Source organism: Pseudomonas sp. Gutcm_11s (assembly GCF_028649395.1).
GTDB lineage: Bacteria > Pseudomonadota > Gammaproteobacteria > Pseudomonadales > Pseudomonadaceae > Aquipseudomonas.
Genome location: NZ_JAQSUW010000014.1, coordinates 245,089 through 270,622 on the forward strand (window position 1 = coordinate 245,089; position 25,534 = coordinate 270,622).

Annotated in this window: 18 protein-coding genes; 14 read left to right on the forward strand and 4 right to left on the reverse strand. The window is 67.1% G+C overall.

The annotated features are described in order from the left end of the window. Window positions 1–25: 25 nt before the first annotated feature. Window positions 26–838: an exodeoxyribonuclease III gene (gene xthA / locus PTT45_RS12125; RefSeq protein WP_273813545.1), complete on the reverse strand. Its 813-nt coding sequence runs from the start codon at window positions 836–838 to the stop codon at window positions 26–28. Between the two features lie 132 nt (window positions 839–970). On the opposite strand from xthA, the gene PTT45_RS12130 reads away from it, so the two are divergent. The 8 genes from PTT45_RS12130 (at window position 971) to PTT45_RS12165 (ending at window position 16,761) form a co-directional block, all read left to right on the forward strand. Then, window positions 971–1,612: a GNAT family N-acetyltransferase gene (locus PTT45_RS12130; RefSeq protein ID WP_273813546.1), complete on the forward strand. Its 642-nt coding sequence runs from the start codon at window positions 971–973 to the stop codon at window positions 1,610–1,612. A 64-nt stretch (window positions 1,613–1,676) separates the two neighbouring features. Then, on the forward strand, window positions 1,677–3,407 hold the full coding sequence (locus PTT45_RS12135) for an autotransporter assembly complex protein TamA (RefSeq protein ID WP_273813547.1): 1,731 nt from the start codon (window positions 1,677–1,679) through the stop codon (window positions 3,405–3,407). Continuing rightward, window positions 3,404–7,078: a translocation/assembly module TamB domain-containing protein gene (locus tag PTT45_RS12140; protein ID WP_273813548.1), complete on the forward strand. Its 3,675-nt coding sequence runs from the start codon at window positions 3,404–3,406 to the stop codon at window positions 7,076–7,078. Before PTT45_RS12135 ends, PTT45_RS12140 begins: the two co-directional genes overlap by 4 nt. A gap of 100 nt (window positions 7,079–7,178) precedes the next feature. Then, entirely contained in the window at window positions 7,179–7,679 is a 501-nt protein-coding gene (tpx, locus tag PTT45_RS12145; RefSeq protein WP_273813549.1) for a thiol peroxidase, read from the forward strand. Between the two features lie 229 nt (window positions 7,680–7,908). Then, a complete protein-coding gene (locus PTT45_RS12150) occupies window positions 7,909–9,114 on the forward strand; it encodes an MdtA/MuxA family multidrug efflux RND transporter periplasmic adaptor subunit (protein WP_273813550.1) in 1,206 nt (401 codons plus the stop codon). Then, entirely contained in the window at window positions 9,111–12,209 is a 3,099-nt protein-coding gene (locus PTT45_RS12155; protein WP_273813551.1) for an MdtB/MuxB family multidrug efflux RND transporter permease subunit, read from the forward strand. The genes PTT45_RS12150 and PTT45_RS12155 overlap by 4 nt, the downstream gene beginning before the upstream one ends. Further along, a complete protein-coding gene (locus tag PTT45_RS12160) occupies window positions 12,206–15,313 on the forward strand; it encodes an efflux RND transporter permease subunit (protein ID WP_273813552.1) in 3,108 nt (1,035 codons plus the stop codon). The genes PTT45_RS12155 and PTT45_RS12160 overlap by 4 nt, the downstream gene beginning before the upstream one ends. Then, entirely contained in the window at window positions 15,310–16,761 is a 1,452-nt protein-coding gene (locus tag PTT45_RS12165) for an efflux transporter outer membrane subunit (RefSeq protein ID WP_273813553.1), read from the forward strand. Before PTT45_RS12160 ends, PTT45_RS12165 begins: the two co-directional genes overlap by 4 nt. 61 nt (window positions 16,762–16,822) lie before the next feature. On the opposite strand, the gene PTT45_RS12170 is transcribed toward PTT45_RS12165, so the two are convergent. The 3 genes from PTT45_RS12170 to PTT45_RS12180 all read right to left on the reverse strand — a co-directional run bounded on the left by PTT45_RS12170 (window position 16,823) and on the right by PTT45_RS12180 (window position 18,973). Beyond that, window positions 16,823–17,272: a nuclear transport factor 2 family protein gene (locus PTT45_RS12170; RefSeq protein ID WP_273813554.1), complete on the reverse strand. Its 450-nt coding sequence runs from the start codon at window positions 17,270–17,272 to the stop codon at window positions 16,823–16,825. An 89-nt stretch (window positions 17,273–17,361) separates the two neighbouring features. Then, window positions 17,362–18,021, reverse strand: a complete 660-nt coding sequence (locus PTT45_RS12175; RefSeq protein ID WP_273813555.1) for a glutathione S-transferase family protein — start codon at window positions 18,019–18,021, stop codon at window positions 17,362–17,364. A 49-nt stretch (window positions 18,022–18,070) separates the two neighbouring features. Continuing rightward, the gene (locus PTT45_RS12180) at window positions 18,071–18,973 is read right to left on the reverse strand and encodes a LysR substrate-binding domain-containing protein (protein WP_273813556.1); all 903 of its coding nucleotides are present in this window, start codon (window positions 18,971–18,973) and stop codon (window positions 18,071–18,073) included. A 120-nt stretch (window positions 18,974–19,093) separates the two neighbouring features. Here PTT45_RS12180 and PTT45_RS12185 point away from each other — a divergent pair, with 120 nt between their 5' ends. From PTT45_RS12185 to PTT45_RS12210, 6 genes are all read left to right on the forward strand, one after another. Next, a complete protein-coding gene (locus tag PTT45_RS12185; protein ID WP_273813557.1) occupies window positions 19,094–19,528 on the forward strand; it encodes a PACE efflux transporter in 435 nt (144 codons plus the stop codon). Between the two features lie 103 nt (window positions 19,529–19,631). Beyond that, on the forward strand, window positions 19,632–20,108 hold the full coding sequence (locus tag PTT45_RS12190) for a chemotaxis protein CheW (protein ID WP_273813558.1): 477 nt from the start codon (window positions 19,632–19,634) through the stop codon (window positions 20,106–20,108). Continuing rightward, window positions 20,095–21,585, forward strand: coding sequence for a CheR family methyltransferase (locus tag PTT45_RS12195; protein ID WP_273813559.1), 1,491 nt, complete (start codon window positions 20,095–20,097; stop codon window positions 21,583–21,585). The genes PTT45_RS12190 and PTT45_RS12195 overlap by 14 nt, the downstream gene beginning before the upstream one ends. Continuing rightward, window positions 21,570–22,178: a chemotaxis protein CheW gene (locus PTT45_RS12200; RefSeq protein WP_273813560.1), complete on the forward strand. Its 609-nt coding sequence runs from the start codon at window positions 21,570–21,572 to the stop codon at window positions 22,176–22,178. Before PTT45_RS12195 ends, PTT45_RS12200 begins: the two co-directional genes overlap by 16 nt. Window positions 22,179–22,262: 84 nt before the next feature. Beyond that, window positions 22,263–24,461, forward strand: coding sequence for a hybrid sensor histidine kinase/response regulator (locus PTT45_RS12205; protein WP_273813561.1), 2,199 nt, complete (start codon window positions 22,263–22,265; stop codon window positions 24,459–24,461). 10 nt (window positions 24,462–24,471) lie between these two features. Continuing rightward, on the forward strand, window positions 24,472–25,533 hold the full coding sequence (locus tag PTT45_RS12210; RefSeq protein WP_273813562.1) for a chemotaxis protein CheB: 1,062 nt from the start codon (window positions 24,472–24,474) through the stop codon (window positions 25,531–25,533). Window position 25,534: the final 1 nt, after the last annotated feature.

A 25,534-nucleotide genomic window follows, 5' to 3' on the forward strand; every position in this document is an offset into this window, starting at 1 on the left:
GGGCGCCGTGGCGCCCCTTGTTGTATCAGCTCAGTTCCAGCCAGATGGGGGCATGGTCCGAGGGCTTTTCCATGCCGCGCAGGTCGTAGTCGATACCGGTGTCCTTGATCCGCTCCTGCAGCGGTGCGCTGGCCAGGATCACGTCGATGCGCAGGCCGCGCTTGGGCTCGTCCTCGAAGCCGCGGCTGCGGTAGTCGAACCAGCTGAAGCGGTCGTTGATCGTCGGGTTGTGCAGACGGAAGGTGTCGACCAGCCCCCAGCTCTTCAATGTGGCCAGCCACTCGCGCTCTTCCGGCAGGAAGCTGCACTTGCCGGTCTTCAGCCAGCGCAGGCGATTGGGCTCGCCGATGCCGATGTCGCAGTCTTCCGGCGAGATATTGATGTCGCCCATCACCACCAGCGGCTGACTCGGCTGGAAACGGCTGGTCAGAAGGGTCTGCAGGTCGGCGTAGAAGCGCTGCTTGGCCGGGAACTTGGTGGGGTGGTCACGGCTTTCGCCCTGGGGGAAGTAGCCGTTCATCACGGTCACCGGGTTGCCGTGCTCGTCGGCGTAGGTGCCATAGATGAAGCGGCGCTGGGATTCCTCGTTGTCATCCGGGAAGCCCTTGTGCAGTTCCAGCGGCGCCTGGCGCGAGAGCAGGGCGACGCCGTAGTGGCCCTTCTGCCCGTGGTAGTGCACGTGGTAGCCGAGTTGGCGGATTTCCTCGGCAGGGAACTGATCGTCGGAGACCTTGGTTTCCTGCAGGCCGATCACGTCGGGCTGGTGCTTCTCGATCAGCGCCTGCAGCTGATGGGGGCGGGCGCGCAGGCCGTTGATATTGAAGGAAACGATCTTCATGGGAGGCTACCGACAGGGAAAACAGCGATGCTAGCCCAGCAGTCCGGCGACGGCCAGCGTCTGGCAGCTGGCGGGATGCGGTGCTAACTTGGCCTTCGACCCAACAAACCAATAACAATCGAGGTCAGCCTGATGCCACACCGCACCGCCGAAGTCCGCATGCTCGACCATGGTTACGCCCGCGAGGCCCGCTCGCTGCTGTACCACGCCTACCGTCACGACCCGACCTTCGCCTACCTGTTCGAGAGCGAACGCCCCGGCTTCGACCAGCGCGTGCGCGCCACCGTGCGCGAGCTGGTGCAGCAGCACTTCGCCGAGGAGCTGCCAGCCATCGGCCTGGTGATCGAGGAACGCCTGGTCGGCATCGCCCTGATCGCGCCACCGATCCGCCGTCTGGATATCACCGAGAGCTGGGGCTGGCGCCTGCGCATGCTGATGACCACCGGCTTCCGCTGCACCAAGCGTTACCTGGAATACCACGACGCGGTCCTTGCCTGCCTACCGCCGGGGCCGTACCACGTGCTGCCGCTGCTCGGCGTACATCCGCAGTTCCAGGGGCAGAAACTGGGCGAGCAGCTGCTTTCAGCCCTGCACGACTGGTGCGCCGAAGACGCCGGCTCCCAAGGCATCGTGCTGGATACCGGCAACCCGCACTACCTGGAGTTCTATCAACGCCAGGGCTACGAGGAAATCGGCGAGGTGGCGGTGGGGCCGATCCGCGAGCACGTGTTCTTCCACCCCAACCCGCAGGCGGCGCAGCAGGCCAGCGCCTGACCCCATAGCGGAGCAGCGCGCTCGCGGCTAGTGATCTGCCGCGAGCGTGCTAGCATCCGCTGCCATGAGTGTTCCAGGAAGGCTCCTCGTCGTTGTTGTTTCGTTCGTCCTCGCGTCCGGCGCCTTGGCGCAGGCGCGTCTCGATCTGCGTATCGAGCCGTCCAATTCGGAGCTGAAACACAACATCGAGGGCTACGTCGGCACGCTGGACGCCACCGGCGAGGTCGACCTGCAGCGTCTCGCTCCCGTGGTCGAGGCCCAGGCCCTGCAGGCCAGCGAGGCGCTGGGCTACTACCAGGCGCAGATCACCCGCGAAGTGCGCAACGGCCGCGATGGCCTGCGCCTGGTGCTGCGCATCAGCCCAGGCGAGCCGGTGCGCCTGCGCAACGTGGATATCCGGATCGTCGGCGCGGCGCTGGAGCTGAAAGGACTGCGCTTGCCCAGCAGCAAGCAGTTGCGCAGCGGCGCCCAGCTCAACCACGGGCACTACGAAGATGCCAAGCGGCTGATCCAGAACCAGGCCTCGCGCTACGGCTTCTTCCAAGGGCGCTTCACCCAGCAGAGCCTGCGGATCGACCCGCAGGCTGGCGTCGCCGACATCCAACTGGTCTATGACAGCGGCCCGCGCTACCGGCTCGGCGCCGTGCAGTTTGCCGGCGACGCGCCACTCGACGAGGAACTGCTGCAGCGCATGGTGCCGTTCGAGGCCGGCGCGCCCTATGACGCCGAGCTGATAGCCGATCTCTACCAGTCGCTGCAGGGCAGCGGTTATTTCGATGGGGTACGGGTGGATGCCGTGCCAGCCCAGGCCAGTGGCGAGAGCATCCCGGTTAGCGTGCAGCTGACCATGCGCGAGCCGCGCACCTTCGGTATCGGTGGCGGCTTCTCGACCGACGTCGGCCCGCGTGGGCGCCTCAACTGGACCCGCCACTGGGCCAACGCGCAAGGTCACAGCTATGGCTTCGAGAGCGAGGTGTCGGCGCCGCGGCAGAACGTCGGCCTATGGTACGACGTGCCGCTCGATCCACCGCTGACCGACAAGCTGCGCTTCGCCGGCGGCTACCAGTACGAGGAAATCGCCGATACCGACAGCCTCAGCAAGCTGCTGAAGATCGGCCCCGAATGGCATCACCGCCTGGACAGTGGCTGGCAACAGGTGCTGTCGCTCAAATGGCAGCGCGAGGAGTACGAGCTGGGCGACGACTCCGGGCTGAGCAACCTGGTGATGCCCGGCGCCAGCTATTCCTACCTGCAGAGCGACAACCGCCTGGACCCGAACAACGGTTACCGCATCCAGGCCGACGTGGCAGTGGCGAAGAAAGGCCTGCTGTCGGATGCCGACGTGGTCCATGGCAACCTGATGCTCAAGGGCCTGGTTACCCTGTATGAACGCCATCGCTTCCTCGGACGTCTGCAGCTGGGCGGCACCGAGACCAGCGACTACGACTCGATTCCGCCGTCGCTGCGCTACTTCGCAGGAGGCGACCAGAGTGTGCGCGGCTACGACTACCAGTCGCTGTCGCCGGAGGACGATGAGGGCCGTAAGGTTGGTGGTCGCTACCTGGTCGCCGGCAGCCTGGAATACCAGTACGCCTTCGCCGAGAAGTGGCGCGCGGCAGCCTTCGTCGACCAGGGCAACGCCTTCGATTCGCTGGAGATTCCGACCCTCAAGAGCGGTGTCGGCTTCGGCATTCGCTGGGTCTCGCCGGTCGGCCCGCTGCGCCTGGACCTGGCCCGCGCACTGGACGATGACGGCGGTTTCCGCCTGCACTTCTCCATGGGGCCGGAGCTGTGAGGCGGCGCATCGCGTGGGCGGTTTTGCTCGTCGTGCTGGGCGTGACGCTGCTGCTGGCGTCGTTGCTGGGGACGACCACGGGTAGTCGCTGGCTGCTGGCGCGCCTGCCGGGTGTGGCGGTCGAGTCTTTCAGCGGTCGCCTGGGTGGTGACTGGCAGGCCGAGCGCCTGAGCTGGACCCAGGGCGAACAGCGCGTGGAGCTGCTGCGCCCCCGGTTGGAGTGGACGCCCAGCTGCCTGCTGCGCCTGACCCTGTGCCTGCAACGCGTCGAGGCCGAACGGGTCCATCTGCGGTTGCCATCGGCGAGCGAGACAAACGAAGCGCCGCTCGGGCTGCCGGTGTTGCGTCTGCCGCTGGCTATCGAGCTGGAACAGGCCAGGGTTGGCCAGCTGAGCATCGACGATGCGGACCCGTTCAGCGATCTGCAGCTGAGCGCACGCTGGGTAGGCGATGGCTTGCGCATCGAGCGCGCCACGTTGCGCCAGGGCGCCTTGGCGCTGAACCTGAGTGGCCATTTGCAGCCGGAAGGCGATTGGCCGCTGCAGGCGGAAGGCACCCTCGACCTGCCAGCGCCGGACGATCAGCCCTGGCGCCTGGCCCTGCGAGTAGAAGGCGAGTTGCAGAAGAGCCTGGCGCTCAGTGCCGACAGCAGCGGTTACCTGGCCGGACGCCTGACTGGCGAGGTGCAGCCCCTGGCCGAGCACCTGCCCGCCAGCGCGCATATAGAAGTGGAGGCCTTCAAGGCTGCCGCCGAGTTGCCGGATACGCTGCGCCTGGAAAAGATAGTGCTGAATAGCATCGGCAACCTGGCCGAGGGTTACCGGGTCGAGGGTAGCGCCAGCCTGCCGGGTGACGGTGGCGCGGTGGCCGTGAAGCTGCAGGGCAGGGTGGATGCCGCGGGCGCCGAGATTACCGCGCTGCGCCTGGATGCCGGCGAGGAGCGGTATGCCGAGCTGAGCGGGCAGCTGGACTGGCAAAAGGGATTTGCCGCCGAGGCAGCGCTGGACTGGCGTGACTTCCCCTGGACGCGGCTATACCCGCAGCAGACGCCACCAGCGGTGACTGCCCGCAAGCTGCAGGCACGGGCGCACTACAGCGAGGGCGCGTACCGGGGCCAGGTCGACGCCGAAATGGTCGGACCTGCCGGTGACTTCAACTTGAGCACGCCGGTCGAGGGCGACCTGAGCGCTGTGCGCTTGCCGGAACTGCAGCTACGGGCCGGGCAGGGCGAAGTGAAGGGCAGCCTGGGCCTGCGCTTCGCCGAGGGCGTGGCCTGGACGGCCGATCTGAACGTCGATCGCCTCGATCCCGCGTACTGGCTGGCCGAGCTGCCCGGCAGCCTCGCCGGCAAGCTGCTCAGCCAGGGCGAATGGCGTGCCGGCCAGCTCGCGGCCACTGCCGATCTCGACCTCAAGGGCCGCCTGCGTGGCCAGCCGGCAGCCCTGCAGCTGAAAGGCGCGGGCAACGACAGCCAATGGCAACTGGGCGCGTTGGATGTTCGCCTCGGCGATAACCGGATGTACGGCGACGGGGCGCTCGATCAGCAACTCAAGGCGCAGCTGCAGCTGGCTGCGCCCCGGCTCGGCCAGCTCTGGCCAGGGCTGCGCGGCGGGTTGCAGGGCCAGCTGACCCTGGCCGGCAATCTGTCTGCACCGCAGGGTCAACTCGACCTGAGCGGCCAGGGAATCGGCCGGCAAGATCGCAAGCTCCGCCAGCTGACGCTAGCCGCCCGCCTGGACGCGGCGCAGCGCGGCAGCCTGGCGCTGACGGCGGCTGGCATCCGGCTGGGCGATACCAGCCTCGGTACCCTGACGGCCAGCGGCAGCGGCGACCGCCGCCAGCAACGCCTGAGCCTGGACCTGCAGGGAGAAAAGCTGCAGGCCGCGCTGGCACTGGATGGCCTGCTCAAGCAGGAAACTGCTGGCTGGAGCTGGAACGGGCGGCTGGCATCCGGCGAGTTGCGCAGCGGCGGCCAGGACTGGCGCCTGCAACAGCCGGCCAGCCTCGCCCGGTTGGCCGACGGCCGCCTGAACCTGGGTGCGCACTGCTGGTTGTCCGGCACGGCCAGCCTGTGCGGCGAGGCGGCGCGCCTGGCTCCGGAGCCACGGCTGCGCTATCGCCTGCAGGACTTCCCGCTGGCCAGCCTGGCGCCCTGGTTGCCGGAGGACTTCGCCTGGGAGGGTCAGCTCTCGGCCGAACTCGCCCTCGACCTGCCCGCCGCCGGCCCGCGCGGCGAGCTGCGGGTGAATGCCGATGGCGGGCGTTTGCGCGTGCGCGAGCAGGAGCGTTGGCTGGATTTCCCCTACCAGCAGCTGAATCTGCTCACGACCCTGCGCCCGCAGCGCATCGACAGCCGGTTGGCCTTCGCCGGCGGGCCACTAGGCACCCTGGACGTGCAGCTCGAGATCGACCCGCGTCCGGCCAGCCGGCCGCTGAGTGGCGACTTCCGTCTGGCCGACCTCGACCTGGCCGTGGCCCGGCCATTCCTGCCCGGCGTCGAGCACCTGGCTGGGCAATTGAATGGCAATGGTCGCTTCAGTGGCGGCCTGCTGGCGCCGCGCGTCGATGGCAACCTGGCGCTCAGCGGCGGGGAAGTCTCCGGGGCGCAGCTGCCGCTGAGCGTCGAGCAGCTCGACCTGCAGGCGCTTATCGCTGGCGAACAGTTGCAGTTGCGCGGCGACTGGCGCAGCGGCGAGCAGGGGCAGGGTAGCCTCACTGGCCAGATCGCCTGGGCGCAGGGCGCGCTGGACGGCGAGCTGCGCCTGCGCGGGCAGCGCCTGCCGCTGCGGGTAGAACCCTATGCCGAACTGGAGGTGGAGCCCGATCTGCTGGCTCGCCTGAGCGAAGGGCGCCTGGCGATCAGCGGGGCGGTGGACGTGCCCCGCGGTGCGATCCGGATTCGCCAGCTGCCGCCCTCGACCGTGGCGGTGTCGCAGGATGCCGAGGTAGTCGGGCGCCAGCCCGCACAGCGACAGGCGCTGCAGATGGCCATGGACGTGGATGTCAGCGTCGGGCGCGACAAGCTCACCTTCGCCGGCTTCGGCCTGAATGCCGAACTGGCCGGGCGCCTGCACATTGGCGACAACCTCGACACGCGCGGTGAACTCAACCTGAACAAGGGCCGCTATCGCGCCTACGGCCAGCGCCTGGACGTGCGTCGTGCGCGGCTGCTGTTCACTGGCCCCATCGACCAGCCATTCCTCGATGTCGAGGCGATCCGCCGGGTCGACGAGGTCACCGCCGGCCTGCGCATCAGCGGCAATGCCGCGCAGCCACGCACCCAGGTGTTCGCCGAGCCGGCGATGAGCGAGGAGCAGGCGCTGTCCTACCTGGTACTCGGCCGACCGTTGGGCGGTAGCGGCGAGGACAGCAACCTGCTGGCCGAAGCGGCGCTGGGGCTCGGTCTGGCCGGCAGCTCGTCGATTACCGGCGACCTGGCCAGCCGCCTGGGCATCAGCGATTTCCAGCTGGACACCGCCGGCACCGGACAGAAGGCCAGCGTGGTGGCCAGCGGGCGGCTGTCCGAACGGCTCAGCCTGCGCTATGGCGTCGGCGTGTTCGAGCCGGCGAACACCATCGCGCTGCGCTATGACCTGACCCGGCGCCTCTACCTGGAGGCGGCCAGCGGCCTGGCCAGCTCGCTGGACCTGTTCTATAAACGCGACTTCTGACTCTCGGTAAGTTTCTGACTGTCAAGTCAGGACATTTGTCGATGGCCGTGCTTAACTCTGTGCCCGATCCAATCTCACCCAACCAAGAAGGACCCTTTCCATGGCTCAAGTCACCCTCAAGGGCAATCCGATCCAGGTCGCTGGCCAGCTGCCGCAAGCTGGCCAACAGGCTCCGGCATTCAGCCTGGTGGCCAAGGACCTCTCCGACGTGACCCTGGCCAGCCTGGCCGGCAAGCGCAAGGTGCTGAACATCTTCCCGAGCATCGACACCCCGACCTGCGCCACCTCCGTGCGCAAGTTCAACGCCGAAGCCAGCGCGCTGCCTAACACCGTGGTGCTGTGCATCTCCGCCGACCTGCCGTTCGCCCAGGCGCGCTTCTGCGGTGCCGAGGGTCTGGACAACGTGATCAACCTGTCCACCATGCGTGGCGCCAACTTCCTCAATGACTACGGCGTGGCTTTCGCCAACGGCCCGCTGGTAGGCGTGACCGCCCGTGCCGTGGTGGTACTGGACGAGAACGATAAGGTGCTGCACAGCGAGCTGGTTGGCGAAATCGCCGACGAGCCGAACTACGCTGCGGCCATCGCCGTACTGAAGTAAGAGCGCCTGCTGCGCGGCGGGAATCGTACTGGGGCCAGGTCCCATGTTCCCAGACGCGCAAGCCTCTGCAGTGTGACTGCCAACAACGGCCTGCCATGTGCAGGCCGTTGTTTTTTCTAAATTTCCAACTTCCTGTTACGTCTATCTAGGTAAAAAGGCGGTAAAGACCCTTTGCCTGGCCGCTGGGAGTACTTATCGTTCACCCTCCCAAGGACAGTGACCCCGCGCCATGCCCGAATCCCGCAGTATTTCCAGACCCTCCCGCACCTGGCTGATCGCCTCTGCCGTTCTGCTCATCGCCCTGGTGGCCTGGTGGCTGTGGCCGAAGGCGCCTGAGCAGAAGCCCGCTGGCGACTTCGGCCCCTGGGGTGGTCCGGTGCCGGTACGGTTGACCGAGGTGGGCAGCGGCGACTTCCATATCGAGCTCAAGGCCCTGGGCACCGTCACGGCGCTGAACACTGTCAACGTGCGCTCGCGGGTGGATGGCGAGCTGGTCAAGGTGTTCTTCGAGGAAGGTCAGCTGGTCAAGGCCGGCGACCTGTTGGCGCAGATCGACCCGCGCCCGTATCAGGTGGCGCTGCAACAGGCCGAGGGCACCCTGGCGCAGAACCAGGCGCAGCTGAAGAACGCCGAGATCGACCTGGCGCGCTACCAGGGCCTGTACGCCGAGGACAGCATCGCCAAGCAGACCCTGGACACCCAGCAGGCGCTGGTCGGCCAGTACAAGGGTACGGTGAAGAGCAACCAGGCCGCGGTCGCCGATGCTCGCCTCAACCTCGACTTCACCCGTATCCGCGCGCCCATCACCGGCCGCCTCGGCCTGCGCCAGGTCGACCTCGGCAATCTGGTGCGCAGCAGTGACACCACGCCGCTGGTGGTGATCACCCAGGTCGAGCCGATCGCCGTCAACTTCACCCTGCCGGAGAAAGATTTGCCGCCGGTACTGGCCAAGGTGCGCGACAACCAGAAGCTGCTGGTACAGGCCTGGGACCGTGGCGAGCAGGTGCTGCTGGCCGAAGGCGAGCTGCACAGCCTGGACAACCAGATCGACGTGGCCACCGGCACCGTCAAACTCAAGGGCCGCTTCAGCAATGCCGGCGAGCAGCTGTTCCCCAACCAGTTCGTCAACGTGCGCCTGCGCGTGGAAACGCGCCAGCAGGCTACGCTGATCCCGTCCGCCGCCGTGCAGTTCGGCGCCCGCGGCACCTTCGTCTTCGTTCTCGGCGCCGATGACAAGGTGCAGCTGCGCGACATCAAGGTCGGTGCCAGCGATGGCGCCACCAGCCTGATCGATTCCGGCGTCAAGGTCGGCGAGCGCCTGGTGCTGGAAGGTACCGACAAGCTCAAGGAAGGCAGCCAGGTGCAGGTGATCGGCAACGAGCCGGGCGCCCTGGCGCAGCCGCAAGGCAAGGCCGCACAGAAGCAGGGCGCATGAACGTTTCACGCCTGTTCATCCTGCGGCCGGTCGCCACCACGCTGCTGATGGTGGCGATCTTCCTTACCGGCCTGATCGCTTACCGCCTGCTGCCGGTATCCGCACTGCCGGAGGTGGATTACCCGACCATCCGCGTGCTTACCTTGTACCCGGGTGCCAGCCCACAGGTGATGACCAGCGCGGTGACCGCGCCGCTGGAACGCCAGTTCGGCCAGATGCCGGGCCTGAAGCAGATGTCCTCGACCAGTTCGGGCGGCGCCTCGGTGATCACCCTGCGCTTCACCCTGGACGTCAACCTGGACGTGGCCGAGCAGGAAGTGCAGGCAGCGATCAACGCCGCCACCAACCTGTTGCCCGACGACCTGCCGGCGCCGCCGGTGTACAACAAGGTCAACCCGGCCGACACCCCGGTACTGACCCTGGCGATCCGCTCCAACACGCTGCCGCTGACCCAGGTGCACGACCTGATCGATACGCGCATGGCGCAGAAGATCGCCCAGATCAGCGGCGTCGGCCTGGTCAGCCTGGCCGGCGGCCAGCGCCCGGCCGTGCGCATCAAGGTCGATCCCGAGGCCCTGGCCAGCCATGGCCTCAACCTGGCCGATGTGCGCGAGCTGATCGCTGCGCAGAACGTCAACCAGCCCAAGGGCAACTTCGACGGCCCGACCCGCGTCTCGCAGCTGGATGCCAACGACCAGCTCAAGTCCGCCGATGAATATCAGGACCTGATCCTCAAGTACGAGAACGGCGCGGCCCTGCGCCTGCGCGACGTGGCCAAGGTGGTGGATGGCGCGGAGAACGATCGCCTGGCCGCCTGGGCCGACCGCAACGAGACAGTGCTACTGACCATCCAGCGCCAGCCGGGTGCCAACGTCATCGAGGTGGTCGACCGCATCCAGCGCCTGCTGCCGCAGATCACCGCATCGCTGCCGGCCAGCCTGGAAGTGCAGGTGCTCACCGACCGTACCCAGACCATCCGCGCGGCGGTCAAGGACGTGCAGTTCGAGCTGGTCCTGGCCATCGGCCTGGTGGTGCTGGTGACCTTCCTGTTCCTGCGCAAGGTCTCCGCCACCGTCATCCCGTCCATCGCCGTGCCGCTGTCGCTGATCGGCACCTTCGGCGTGATGTACCTGGCCGGCTTCTCGATCAACAACCTGACGCTGATGGCGCTGACCATCGCCACCGGTTTCGTGGTGGACGACGCCATCGTCATGCTGGAGAACATCGCCCGCCATCTGGAGGAGGGCGAGACACCGTTCAATGCCGCGCTCAAGGGCGCCCGGCAGATCGGTTTCACCCTGATCTCGCTGACCTTCTCGCTGATCGCCGTGCTGATTCCGCTGCTGTTCATGGCCGACGTAGTGGGGCGGCTGTTCCGCGAGTTCGCCATCACCCTGGCGGTGGCCATCCTGATTTCCCTGGTGGTGTCGCTGACCCTGACGCCGATGATGTGCGCGCGCCTGCTCAAGGCCGAGAAGGAAGAGGAGCAGGGGCGTTTCTACAAGTCCGCCGGCGCCTTTATCGACGGCCTGATCGAACGCTACGCCGTGGGCCTGAACTGGACCTTGCGTCACCAGGGCCTGACCCTGCTGGTGGCCATCGGTACCCTGGCGCTCACCGTGGTGCTGTACCTGGCCGTGCCCAAGGGCTTCTTCCCGGTGCAGGACACCGGGGTGATCCAGGGCATCTCCGAGGCGCCGCAGTCGATCTCCTTCAAGGCCATGAGCGAACGGCAGCAACGCCTGGCTGCGGTGATCCTGCAGGACCCGGACGTATCGAGCCTGTCGTCCTACATCGGCGTCGACGGCGACAACCCGACCCTCAACAGCGGCCGCCTGCTGATCAACCTCAAACCGCACCGCGAGCGTGACGCCACCGCCAGCGAAGTGATCGAGCGCCTGCGTCCCGAGCTGGCCAAGGTGCCGGGCATCGCCCTGTACCTGCAGCCGGTGCAGGACCTGACCATCGAGGACCGGGTCAGCCGGACCCAGTTCCAGTTCAGCCTGGAGTCGCCGGACGGCAAGCTGCTGGAGGAGTGGACGCCCAGGCTGATCACCGCCCTGAGCGAGCAGCCGGAACTGCGCGACATCGCCAGCGACCTACAGAACCAGGGTCTGCAGGTGTTCCTCAGCATCGACCGCGACGCCGCCTCGCGCCTGGGCGTGAGCGTCGGCAACATCGACGACGCGCTATACGACGCCTTCGGCCAGCGGCAGATATCCACCATCTTCACCCAGGCCAGCCAGTACCGCGTGGTGCTGGAGAGCACGGGCGCCGGTGAGCTGGGCCCGCAGGCGCTGCAACGCATCCACGTGGCCACCGCCAGTGGCGGCCAGGTACCGCTGGCCTCGCTGGCGCGGGTCGAGGAGCGCCCGGCCAGCCTGCTGGTCAACCATATCGGCCAGTTCCCGGCGGTTACCGTGTCCTTCAACCTGGCTCAGGGCGTGTCGCTGGGCGAGGCGGTCGAAGTGATCGAGCGGGTGGAGCAGGAGATCGGCCTGCCGGCCGGCATCCAGACCCAGTTCCAGGGCGCCTCCGAGGCCTTCCGCGCCTCGCTGTCGAGCACGCTGCTACTGATCCTGGCGGCCATCGTCACCATGTACATCGTGCTCGGCGTGCTCTACGAGAGCTATATCCACCCGATCACCATCCTCTCGACGCTGCCGTCGGCCGGGGTCGGCGCGCTGCTGGCGCTGCTGCTGACCGGCAACGACCTGGGTCTGATCGCCATCATCGGCATCATCCTGCTGATCGGTATCGTCAAGAAGAACGCGATCATGATGATCGACTTTGCCCTGGAGGCCGAGCGGCACCAGGGCATGGCGCCGCACGAGGCCATCTACCAGGCTGCGCTGCTGCGCTTTAGGCCGATCCTGATGACCACTCTGGCCGCGCTGTTCGGCGCCATCCCGCTGATGCTGGCCTCGGGCTCCGGCGCCGAGCTGCGTCAGCCGCTGGGTCTGGTGATGGTCGGCGGCCTGCTGCTGAGCCAGGTGTTGACGCTGTTCACTACCCCGGTGATCTACCTGGCGTTTGACCGCATGTCGCGGCGCCTGCTCGGCCGTAGCGCCTCGGGAGTGGCGCTGGCGCCATGAACCTCTCCGCGCCCTTTATCCGCCGGCCGGTAGCGACCCTGCTGCTGAGCCTGGCGATCATCCTCGCCGGGCTGGTCAGCTTCCGACTGCTGTCGGTGGCGCCGCTGCCGAACATGGACTTCCCGGCCATCGTCATCAGCGCCAACCTGCCGGGCGCCAGCCCGCAGACCATGGCCTCCAGCGTCGCCACGCCGCTGGAACGGGCGCTGGGCAGCATCGCCGGCATCAGCGAGATGACCAGCCGCAGCGCCCAGGGCAACACGCGGATCATCATCCTGTTCGAGATCGGGCGGAACGTGGACGCCGCCGCCCGTGAGGTGCAGGCGGCGATCAACGCCTCGCGCAACCTGCTGCCCAGCGGCATGCGCACCATGCCGACCTACGAGAAATTCAACCCGTCGCAGGCACCGATCATGGTGCTGTCGCTGACCTCGCCGCAGCTGGACAAGAGCCAGCTGTACGACCTGGCTTCCACGGTGATCGCGCAGAAGCTGTCGCAGGTCCAGGGCGTGGGCAAGATCGAGATCGGCGGCAGTTCGCTGCCGGCCGTGCGCGTGGAGCTGGAACCGCGCTTGCTCGACCAGTACGGCGTGGCCCTGGACGAGGTGCGCACGGCCATCGCCGAGGCCAACCGCGACCGGCCCAAGGGCGACCTGTCCGATGCCGACCGCCATTGGCAGATCCAGGCCAACGACCAGATGCACAAGGCGGCCGAGTACCAGGACCTGATCATCCGCTACCAGAACAACGCCCCGGTACGCCTGAGTGATGTGGCCAAGGTCCGCGACTCGGTGGAGAACCGCTACAACTCCGGTTTCTACAACGACGAGAAGGCCGTGCTGCTGGTGGTCAACCGCCAGCCGGGCGCCAACATCATCCAGACCATCGAGGACATCCGCCGTGACCTGCCAGCCCTGGAGGCGGTAATGCCGGCCAGCGCCAAGCTGGAAGTGGCCATGGATCGCTCGCCGGTGATCCGCGCCAGCCTGCACGAGGCCGAGCGCACGCTGCTGATCGCGGTCGGCCTGGTGATCATGGTGGTGTTCCTGTTCCTCGGCCGCTGGCGCGCCTCGCTGATTCCGGCGCTGGCGGTGCCGGTGTCGCTGGTCGGCACCTTTGCCGTGATGTACCTGCTGGACTTCTCGCTGAACAACCTGTCGCTGATGGCGTTGATCATCTGCACCGGCCTGGTGGTGGACGACGCCATCGTCGTGCTGGAGAACATCTCGCGGCACATCGAGGCCGGCGAGAAGCCCATGGCCGCGGCCTTCAAGGGCGCGGAGGAGGTGGGCTTCACCCTGCTGTCGATGAACCTGTCGCTGGTGGCGGTGTTCCTCTCCATCCTGTTCATGGGCGGCATCGTCGGCAGCCTGTTCGGCGAGTTTGCCGTGACCCTGACGGCGGCCATCCTCATCTCGCTGGCCGTGTCCCTGACGCTCACGCCGATGCTTTGCTCGCGCTGGCTCAAGGCCGAGGAAGAGGAGCGCGAACCGAGCCGCCTGCAGCAGGTCGGTGCGCGGGTGCAGGAGCGCGTGCTGGCCTTCTACGGGCGCAGCCTGGACTGGGCTCTGGCGCATTCTCGGCTGACCCTGACCGTCCTGCTGCTGACCATCTTCGGCAACTTCTACCTGTTCGCCACGGTGCCGAAGAGCCTGGTCCCCGAGCAGGACACCGGCCAGTTGATCGGTTTCGTGCGCGGCGACGATGGTCTGTCGTTCCAGGTCATGCAGCCGAAGATGGACGCCTTCCGCGACGGCCTGCTGGCGGACCCGGCGATCCACAGCGTGGCCGGCTTCATCGGCGGCGAGAGCGGCATCAACAACGCCTTCCTGGTGGTGCGCCTGAAGCCGATTGCCGAACGCGACGCTTCCTCGCGCGAGGTGATGGACCGCCTGCGCCAGAACCTGCCCAAGGTGCCTGGCGCGCGGCTGATGCTGATGGCCGACCAGGATCTGCAGTTCGGTGGCCGCCAGGGCCGCAGCTCGGAGAACGAGTACGTACTGCTGGCCAGCGAGATGGGCCAGTTGAAGGAGTGGCTGCCCAAGGTGCGCGACACCCTGGCCAAGCTGCCGGAGCTGACCGATATCGACGCCAACGAGGGCGAGGGCGCCCAGCAGATCAACCTGGTGGTGGATCGCACCACGGCGCAGCGCCTGGGCGTGGACATGGCGATGATCACCAGCGTGCTGAACAACGCCTTCAGCCAGCGGCAGATTTCCACCATCTACGAGACGCTCAACCAGTACAGCGTGGTGATGGAGATCGACCCGAAATACGCCCAGTACCCGGAGGCGCTCGACCAGATCCAGGTGATCTCCGCCGACGGTGCGCGCGTGCCGCTGTCCGGCTTCGCCCGCTGGGAGCGCAGCCTGGAAGAGGATCGGGTCAACCACCAGGGCCAGTTCGCTGCCGAGAGCATCGGCTACAGCCTGGCGCCAGACGTGAGTCAGGACCAGGCCAACGCGGCGATCCGCAAGGCGGTGGCTGAGCTCAACATGCCCATCGAGGTGCAGGGCCTGCTCGGCGGTACCGGCGGCCAGTTCGAGAAGGAGGCCCAGGGCCAGCCGGTGATGCTGCTGATCGCCCTGCTGGTGGTGTACATCGTCCTCGGCATCCTCTACGAGAGCTACATCCACCCGCTGACCATTCTCTCCACGCTGCCCTCGGCCGGCGTCGGCGCGCTGGCGGCGATCCTGCTCACCTGCGGCGAGTTCAGCATGATTTCGCTGCTCGGCCTGTTCCTGCTGATCGGCGTGGTGAAGAAGAACGCCATCCTGATGATCGACCTGGCCCTGGAGCTGGAGCGCAAGGAACACCTGAGCCCGCAGGAGTCGATCCGCCGCGCCTGCCTGCTGCGCTTCCGGCCGATCATGATGACCACCCTGGCCGCGATGCTCGGCGCGCTGCCATTGCTGATGGGCCAAGCCGAGGGCGCCGAGATGCGCCAGCCGCTGGGCCTGGCGATCGTCGGCGGCCTGGTGCTCAGCCAGCTGCTTACCCTCTACACCACCCCGGTGGTCTACCTGTATCTCGACCGTCTGCGCCATCGGGTCAACCGCTGGCGTGGCGTGCGCACTGACGCCGCCCTGGAAACTCCGCTATGAAGTCCACATTGCCCCGCATTTCCTTCCTGTTCGCTGCCCTGGCCATGGCCGGCTGCGCCGTCGGCCCGGACTACCTGCGCCCGGATAGCGCGCCGTCAGCCGAGTTCAAACAGGCTGCCGGCTGGAAGTCCGCTGCGCCGGCCGATACCGCGCTGCGCGGCGACTGGTGGAAGCTCTACGGCGATGCCGAGCTGGACGCCCTGGTCGAGCGTCTGGACGCCAACAACCAGAGCCTGGCCTCGGCTGCGGCCCAGTACCGTCAGGCCCAGGCGCTGGTGCGTGGCGCGCGGGCCGGCTTCTTCCCGACCGTCGGCCTCAATACCGGCGTGACCCGCGCCGGCCAGGGCGGCGGCGACAGCACCATCGGCACCACTGGCGGCATCAGCGTCAGTGGCGGTGGCCAGTCGCAGGTTTCCAAGAGCTACGAGGCCAGCCTCGGTGTGAGCTGGGAGCTGGACCTGTGGGGCAAGCTGCGTCGCCAGCTGGAGTCGGAGAACGCCGGCCTCGATGCCAGCAGTGCCGACCTGGCCGGCGTGCGCCTGAGCCAGCAGTCCGAACTGGTACAGAACTACCTGCAGCTGCGCGTGCTGGACCAGCAGAAGCGTCTGCTCGACGAGACGGTGGCGGCCTACAAGCAGGCCTTCCGCATCGCCGAGAATCAGTACAAGGCCGGCATCGTGCCGAAGTCCGACGTGACCCAGGCGCTGACCCAGCTCAAGGGCACCGAGGCCGAGGCGGTGGATCTGGAATATCAGCGTGCCCAGCTGGAGCATGCGATTGCCGTGCTGGTCGGCGTGGCGCCTTCCGAGTTCGAACTGGCGGTGCGTGATGATGTGCCGGCGTTGCCCAGCGTGCCGGTCAGCCTGCCATCGACCCTGCTGGAGCGGCGCCCCGACGTGGCGGCCGCCGAGCGCCGGGTGATGGCCGCCAATGCCGAGATCGGCGTGGCCGAGGCCGCCTACTATCCGGAGCTGAGCCTGTCCGCCAGCGGCGGCTACCGCAGCGGCGGCCTGGACAACTGGATCAGCTCGCCCAACCGCTTCTGGTCCATCGGCCCGGCCTTCGCCCTCAACCTGTTCGACGGCGGCCTGATCCGCTCCCGCGTCGAACAGGCCGAGGCCAGCTACGACCAGACCGTGGCTGACTACCGGCAGACGGTGCTGGGCAGCTTCCGCGAAGTGGAGGATTACCTGGTGCAGCTGGCCGTGCTGGAGCGCGAGGCGGTGGTGCAGCAGGAGGCGCTGGACGCCGCGCGCGAATCGCTGCGGCTGATGCTCAACCAGTACCGCGCCGGTACCGTGGAGTTCACCGATGTGGTCACGGTACAGACCACCGCGCTGTCCAACGAACGCACCCGTCTGACCCTGCAGGGCAGCCGCCTGACCGCCAGCGTGCAGCTGATCGCTGCCCTCGGTGGTGGCTGGCAGGGGCTGCCAGTCGAGGAATAGCTCGGAAACCGTCTGCGATCTCGCTGCCGTTACACCGACGCGCAGCAGATCGCAGGCAGGGTCAAGGCTGGATGGTCGCCTCGATACGCACGATTTTCGGTTCGCCGTCGATCAGGCGCAGGCTGGCGGTCTCCTGCATGCCGGTGCTCATCTCGTGGCCCTGCATGCTCAGGGTTTCCTTGGTGGTGTCCTTGACCGTGGCGCTCTGGCCGTCCGCGGCGATCTCGATCGACTCGATGGCCACTTCCATGCGGTAGCTGTCCAGGCCGCCCCAGCCCTGCTGGAGCAGCTGGCGGTATTTGCCGGCGTCGAGCTCGATGCTGCCGGTGGGTGCGCTGATATGAATGCGCACGTCGTCGCTCATGTGCGCCAGGGTGGCGTCGATGTCACGTTTCGAGGCGTCGGCCGCTACCTGCTCGTACAGGCTGCGGATACTGGCTTCGGTCAGCTCCGAATCGGCATGGGCGAGCGGGGCGAACAGGCAGAGCAGGGACAGCGCGAGCTTTTTCATGGACCTTCCTTGAGCGGCGGGGATACGGATTGCCGATGCTAGCGGCATAGCGCCGGCAAAAGGAACCCCGTGGCCGTGCAAGCTGTGGATCAGTCCCGATCCGGTGCGCCCAGCGGGAAGAACGCCCGGTAGGGCCGCGCCTCATCCACGGCGCGGGTGAAGGAGGGGCGCTGCAACAGGCGCTGGCGATAGGCGCGTAGGGTAGGGAAGGCCTCGCCAATCGGCTGGGTCCAGTCGGCGTAGAACAGGAAGGGCCCGGCCGCACAGTCTGCCAGGCTGAAGCTGTCGCCGGCAGCCCAGGTGCGCCCCTGCAGGCGTTGCTCCAGCCAGGCGTAGGCGGTGTCCAGCATCCGCCGCGCCTCGCTCACGCCGTAGGCATCGCGCTCGCCCTCCTGGCGCAGGGCATCGAACACGCATTTCTGCTGGGGCGTGGAGATGTAGTTGTCGAACACCCGGTCCATCAGGCGCACTTCCAGGGCCTGGATCGGGTCGGCGGGGATCAGGCGCACCGGGCCGGGGTGGCGCAGCTGCAGATGCTCGATGATGACGCTCGACTCCAGCACCGGCTGGCCATCGTCCAGCAGCAGCGGAAAGCGCCGCAGCGGCCAGAGCTCCGTCAGGCGCTGCATGTTCTGTGGCTGCTCCGGCGCCAGCAGCCGGTACTCGAACGGCGTGTCGTTCTCGTAGAGGGCGATCAGCACCTTCTGGCAGTAGGACGAGAAGGGGTGAGCGAAGAGTTCCAGGGCCATGCTGCGCGTCTCCGTGGGTGAGGTTACTGCTGGTCGAATGAGGGCTGGCTCAATCGACAGTCGCCGTACGCTCCTGCTGTACTTCCTCGGCCAGCCAGTCCAGCAGCGCCTTGACCGCCGGCTGGCGTTCGCGTCCCGGTACGCACAATGCCAGGTAGGGCGCGCCGGGCAGGCTGATATCGGTGCGATAGGGCTGCAGCAGGCCGCTGGCCACGTTGTCCGACACCAGCACCGAGCTGGCCAGTACCAGACCCTGGCCGGCGATGGCGGCCTGCAGAGCGTAGTGCTCGTCCGGATAGTCGCGGCAGGTCGCCGCGCCAACCCAGTCCTCGCCAGCCAAGTCCGCCCAGCTTTGCCAGGTCGGCAGGCCGGCCAAGGGTGCATCCCAGCCTACGCCGATCAGCTCCGGCCGGCGCGTTGCCATGTCTGCCAGCAGCTGCGGCGCGGCATAGGCGGCGAAGTGCTCATCCATCAGCGTCTGCTGGTGGAACTGCGGGTATTCGTCCAGGCCGCAGCGGATCACCAGGTCGAGGCTGGCATCGCGCTCCAGATCGACCAGTTCGTTGCTGGTCTCGATGCGCACGCGGATGCCGGGATGGCGCCGATAGAAGCGGCCGAGGCGGGGTACCAGCCACAGCGCGGCGAAGGCCGGCATGGTGTTGAGGCTGACGCATTGCTCGCCACTCGGCGGCTTCAGGGCGTTGAGGCTGCGGTCGATCTCCAGCAAGGCGCCATGCAGGCTGCGCTGCAGTTTCTCGCCGGCTTCGCTCAGGCGCACGCCGCGCCCCAGGCGCTCGAACAGCAGGGTGCCGAGCCACTGCTCGAGGCCACGGATCTGGTGCGATACGGCGGTAGGGGTGACGTTCAGCTCCAGCGCGGCAGCGCGGAAGCTGGCCAGACGGGCCGCCGACTCGAAGGTGCGCAGGGCGGTGAGGGGAATGCGAGCGAACATGCCTGCCTCTACAACTGGTGAGTTGAATTCATCTCGGCGGACTATAGGTCATTTGTCCGCAGCAGGCTTCAAGCTTAGATTTCGCGCCATTAAGGCAATCCGCAACGGATGAGGTGAGATATGCAAGGGGCGAAGAGAAAGGTCGTGCAGGCGCTGCTCTATGAGCTTGTCGCTGCGCTGTTCGTCGCGCCGGTGATCGCCTGGGGCTTCGACGAGAGCCTGACCTACTCCAGCACCCTGGCGCTGCTGCTGTCGCTGGTGGCACTGAGCTGGAACATGCTGTTCAACACCCTCTTCGAATACTGGGAGGCGCGTCAGGTGCGACGTAGCCGCACCCTGGGCCGGCGCGTGCTGCACTCGCTGGGCTTCGAGGGTGGCCTGGTCGTGCTGCTGGTACCGCTGATGGCCTGGTGGCTGGACATTTCCTGGCTGCAGGCTCTGGCTACCGATATCGGTCTGCTGGTGTTCTTCTTTTTCTATGCCTTCGTATTCCAGTGGGCCTTCGATGCGCTCTTCGGCGTACCGGCTTCCGCCATGGAGGCATGCCGGGGCTGAAAGCGAATAGGGCCGATTACCTGACTGCGAGGACGGGTTCGCTGGACGTGGCGTAGTGCTGGGCTAGGGTAAAGATGATTGCTAGCGGCAACTGGATGCCTCTATGGATAGATTATCTGTGCTGCCCTTCCGGCTAGCAGGACAGCACCTGGCGGTACCTCTGGACAGCGTGATCCGGGTGATCCCGGCCCTGCAGTGCATGCCATTGCCCGGGGCCCCGCAAACCGTCATCGGCCTGGCCAACGTGCACGGGCAGATCGTTCCCGTGGTGGACCTGGCAAGGCGCTTCGCCTGGCCGGCGACGCCGCTCGGCCTGTGGCAGCCATTTCTCTGGCTGCGCAGCCGTGCCCGCGAGTTGCTGGTGCCGGTGGAGCGGGTGGAGACGGCGACCCACTGCGAGCCGAGCGACCTGATTCCTGCGGCCCAGCCACAGGTGCCCAGCGAACTGGTGCGCGGTGTGCTGCGCACCGAGGAAGGCCTGCTGCTGATCCAGGACATCGAGCAGGTGCTCTCGGATGCCGACGAGCTCGAACTGCAGCAGGCGCTGCATGCCAGAGGAGCGGGCCATGCGCCAGGCTGAGCCGATCTGCTCGCCGCGGCAGCTGGAGCTGCTGGCGAACAAGGTGCATCGGCACCTGGGCCTGGATTTTTCCGGCAACCGTCGGGCTGACCTGTTGCGGCGCCTGCGCCAGTTGGCGGAGAAACAGGACGGTGAACCCTCGCTCTGGCTCGAGCAGCTGGCCTTCGGCGATTGGGATGATGCGCAGATTCAACGCCTGATCCCCGCGTTCACCGTGGGCGAGACCTATTTCCGCCGCGATCCCGAGGCTTTCGAATGGCTGGCGCGCCAGCATCTGCGCCCCTTGCTGCAACGCCGCCGCGAGGCCGGCCAGTACCGGCTGCGAGTCTGGAGCGCGGCTTGCTGCACCGGCGAAGAGGCCTACAGCCTGCTGTTCATGCTCGACGAGTTGCTGGGTGGTGAGCGCGAACGCTGGACCGTGGAACTGCTGGCCAGCGACATCAATGGCAGTTTCCTCGCTCGGGCCGAGCAGGGTTGTTATGGACAGAACGCTTTTCGCCGCAACGAAGAGGCTTTTCGCAGCCGCTATTTCCAGGCCGAAGGCAATGCCTGGCGAGTGCGCCCGCAGTGGCGTGGGCGCATCCGCTTCCTGCAGCACAACCTGACCGCGGGGCCATTGCCTGACCCGCGCAGTAGCCTGATCGGCGTCGACCTGATCCTGTGTCGCAATGTCCTGATGTACTTCTCTGCCGAGCACGCCAGCGCGGCGCTGCGGGGCTTGCAAGCTTGCCTGAGCCCGGAGGGCATCCTGCTGCTCAGTGCGGTGGAGGCCGGTCTGGCCAGCCAGGCCGGGTTCAGTGGCTTCTGGGCGGGCAGCAACTATGCATTGGCTGCCGGCGGGCAAGGGCCGCGGCCGCTGCCTGCTATGCCGCCGGCTGTTGCCTACGAACCGACAACGAGCGCGAAGCTGGAGCGCGAATCCGTCATCGAACCGCCCGCAGTGCCTGTCGAGCCATCGCGGGAACAGCTCTGGCAGCATGCCGAGACGGCGCTGGAGCAGGGGCGTCACGAACTTGTGCGCACGGCGCTACAGGCCTATCTGGCCCAGTCGGGGCTGACGCCGAACCAGCGCTACGAGGCCTGCCTGCTGCAGGCACGCAGCTGGGCGGAGCAGCAGCGCAGCGCCGAGGCCAGGGAGTGGCTGCAGCGCGCTCAGGCGCTGGATCCTGCGGAACCACAGGCCTATTGGTTGCAGGCCATGCTGGCCCGCCATGAGGGTGACGTGCCGGCGGCGCTGCAGGCGCTGCACAAATTGCTGTACCTGGCGCCGGAGTGCCCCATGGCGCACTTCCAGCAGGGCTTGCTGCTGCGCGAAACGGGGCGTCGGCAGGCGGGGGACAAGTCGCTGCGTCGCTGCTGCCGTTTGCTGCAGGACGAAGCGCACGAGCCGTTGCAGTTCGCCGAAGGGCTGGGGCGTGACCAGCTGCGGAAGTTATGCGAACAACTCCTGGGGGATGAGCCATGCCCACCTTCCTGAACGACGAGCAGCGCTGGGAGCAACTGCGCGAGCGCCTGGCCGAGTTCGAGCAGCGCATCGACGAGGGCTTCGCCCCGGACCTCCAGCAACGCGAGGAGCGCTTGCAGGCGCGTAGCCGCGAGTGGGCTCGCAGCTTGCAGGAGGAACGCCCGGACAGCCTGATCGAAGTGCTGTGCTTCACCCTCGGCGAGGAGGTCTATGCGGTGGAGAGCCGCTATGTGGTGGCGGCGTTGCCGTTGCCACAGTTCACTCCCTTGCCGGGTACGCCGCCCTTTGTCCTGGGCATAGTCGGGGTGCGCGGGCACATCGTCTCGGTGCTGGACCTGCGGGTGTTCTTCGAACTGCCGATCGAGGGGCTGTCGGACAAGAACTACCTGGTGGTGCTGCGCAGCCCGGACATGGAGTTCGGCCTGCTGGCGGACCGCATTCGCGGCATCGAACAGCTGCGCCGTGACAGCCTGCAGAGCGAGCTGGCCAACCTTACCGGCATCCGCGCGCGCTACCTGCTGGGCGTGACCCCGGACCAGAAGACCGTGCTGGATGGTGCGCGCCTGCTGGCCGATCCCGATCTGCAGATTCGTGACGACGATTAAGCGATATGGAGGGCAGGATGCCGAGTAGCCACCCGCGACCACCGCAGACTTCGCGCTGCGGTCGCCTGACGAGCCGAGGCCGCCATGCCCATGGATCGTGACGCGCTGCGGCAACGCCTGCTGGCCAGCTTCCGTGCCGAGGCCGCGGAGCGCCTGGCCACGCTGGCCGATGCGCTGGCCAACTGGCGCGAGGGTGGTGCCAGCCAGGACGACATCGAGTCGCTGTTCCGCGAGGTACACAGCATCAAGGGCGCCTCGCGCGCCGCCGGGGTGAACCAGATCGAGCAGCTGTGCCATGCCTGGGAGAGCCTGCTCAGCAGCGTGCGCCATGGCGATCTGGAACTGAGCCCCGAGCGCGTGGAGCTGTGCCGGCTGACGCTCAAGGTGGTGCAGCGTCTGCATGCCGAGCAGCCGGTGGATGAGCATGATCTGACGCAGCTGATCGACAGCCTCAACGACAGCGCCCAGGGGCAGGCGGTGGAGTTGCCGGCGGTCACGGTCGCCAGCCCCGAAGGCCCGCAGGACCCGGCTACGGTGCGGGTCTCGACCCAGCGCCTGGATGCGTTGCTGTTCCACAGCGAAGTACTGCTGCAACATAAGCTGGAGGCCCAGGCCCATGTCCGTGTGCTGCAGGAGCACGCGGCAGCCTTCGAGCCGCAGCGCAGCAAGCGCATGTTCGGCTCCGCTGCTTTGCGCCAGTTGCGCGAAGGGCTCGACGAGATGCCTGAAGGCGCGCGCGACGGTTTGAAGAGCGTGCTCGATTACCTGGACTGGAGCCTGTCCCAGTTCGACCGCCTGCATTTCGGTGCCACCCGCCTGGCCAAGGCAGGCGGCCAGCTGGCCCAGGGCCTGACCCAGCTCTCCGAGTCGCTCACCGCCGAGATGCAGGAAGCCTTGTTGCTCTCGGGCAGCAGCCTGTTCGAGGGCGTGCCGGCGATGGTCCAGGATCTCGCCAGCCAGGCCGGCAAGCGCGTCGAGCTGGAAGTGCGGGGTGCCAGCTTGCAGGTCGACAAGCGCATTCTCGACGAGCTGCGGATAGTGCTCACCCACCTGCTGCGCAACGCCATCGACCATGGTCTGGAGACGCCCGAGCAGCGCGCCCTGCAGGGCAAGAGTGCGGTGGGCAAGCTGGTGGTGGAGCTGGTGCAGGAGTCCGCCGACCGTTTCGAACTGCGAGTCGGCGATGACGGCCAGGGCATCGATGTGCGTCGCCTCAAGGCCAAGGCGGTGAACGCCGGACGGCTCACGGCAGAGCAGGCCGATGCCCTGGGCGAGCGCGAAGCGCTGGCGCTGATCTTCGTCTCCGGGCTGTCCACCAGCCCGATGCTGACCGACATCTCCGGGCGCGGCCTGGGTATGGCGATCATTCAGGACACGGTGGAGCGTATCGGCGGGCGTATCGAGACCGAAACCAGGCCCGCTGCCGGTACCTGTTTCCACCTGCACCTGCCGCTCAGCCTGTCGACCTTCCGCGCGGTGATAGTGCGCAATGCCGAGCGCGTGTTCGCCGTGCCGGCGCTTGCGGTAGAGCGTTGCCTGCGAGTGGCACCGGGTGCCATTCGGACCCTGGAAAATCGCCCGACCCTGGCCTTCGAAGGCCAGGTGCTGCCGCTCTGGCCATTGGGCGACGTGCTCGGCCTGGCGCAGCCGGCGTTGAGCGGTGGCGACCTGACGCTGCTGCTACTGCGGGTGCGTGGCGAGCGCTTCGTGTTGCTGGTGGAGGAACTGCTCGGCGACCAGGAAATCATCGTCAAGAGCCTGGGCAAGCAGCTGCTGCGGGTGCGCAACCTGATGGGCGCCACGTTGCTCGGTGATGGCCAGCTGGTGCCCATTCTGCATCCCGCCGATCTGTACCGCAGCGCGCTGGCCAGCGAGGCCTCCAGCCTCAGCCAGCGACCACGCGCGCAGCACAGCGAAACACTCAAACGCTTGCTGATTGCCGAGGATTCTTTCACCTCGCGTGGCCTGCTCAAGGCCATTCTCGAGGCGGCGGGTTACCGCGTCACCACCGCCAACGACGGGCTGGAAGCCTGGAATGCCCTGAAGCAGGGACAGTTCGATCTTCTGGTGTCCGACGTGGAAATGCCGCGTCTGGATGGCTTCACCCTGACCAGCCGCATCCGCGCCGACCGTGAGTTGGCCGAGTTGCCGGTAGTGCTGGTAACCGCCCTGCATTCCGCCGAGGACCGCGCCCGCGGCCTGGAAGCAGGGGCCAACGCCTACCTGGCTAAGGGTGGCTTCGAGCAGGACAGCCTGCTCGAAGCCATTCGCCGGCTGCTCTAAGGGGATATAGATGCGTGTATTGGTAGTGGACGATTCACCGGTGACGCGCATGCTGCTGCGCGCGGTACTCGAGGGCGAGGGCTTCGAGGTGCGCGAGGCGTGCAGCGGCGACGAGGCACTGCAGCTGCTGGCCGGCTTCACCCCGGATATCGTCACCATGGACGTGCACATGCCGGGTATGGATGGCTACGAGACCACCGAACGCATCTTGGAAAGCTACGCGCTGCCGGTGGTGATCCTCTCCGCCAGCATCGACCACCGCGCTTCTGCCACCGCCATGCGTGCCCTAGAAGCCGGTGCCCTGGCGGTGTTGGAGAAACCCAGCGCACCGACTGCTGATGACTTCGCCGACCGCATCGAGGAGCTGCTGCGCACCCTGCGCAACATGGCCCAGGTGAAGATCAGCCGGCGTCAGCGGCGCAGCGAGGCCAGCACCGCTTCGGGCATTCCGCCCCTGGTGGCCCAGACTGCCGCGCAGGAGCCGCGGCTGGTGGCCATCGCCGCCTCGGCTGGCGGGCCGCTGGCGATCAAGGCCCTGTTGCAGCGCCTGGCGCCGCAGCCCTGGCCGATGGTACTGGTGCAGCACATAGCGCCGGGATTCCTGCCCAGTTTTCGCGACTGGCTGGCCAGCCTCACGCCGATGCGCGTGTGCATTGCCGAGAACGGCCAGCAGCTGCTGCCGGATGTGCTCTACCTGGCACCGGATCACCACCATCTCGGTTTCGCCGCTAACCGTGGTGTGCTGCTCGACGACGGCCCGCCGGTCGAGCACGTGCGCCCCGCGGCGAATCACCTGTTCCACTCGGTCGCCAGCCATTTTGGCCGGCATGCCATCGGTATCCAGATGTCCGGCATGGGCCGCGATGGCGCCCAGGGACTCGCCGAGATGCACCGCGCCGGCGCGCTGACCCTGGTGCAGGACCCCGGCACGGCGGTGATCGATTCGATGCCCAGAGCCGCCATCGAACTGCAGGCCGCACGCCAGGTGCTGCCTCCGGAAGGTATTGCCGAATTGCTCAACGTAATAGCCGCCCACATGGTCGTAGTGAATGGAAGCAATGGGAGGGAATGAC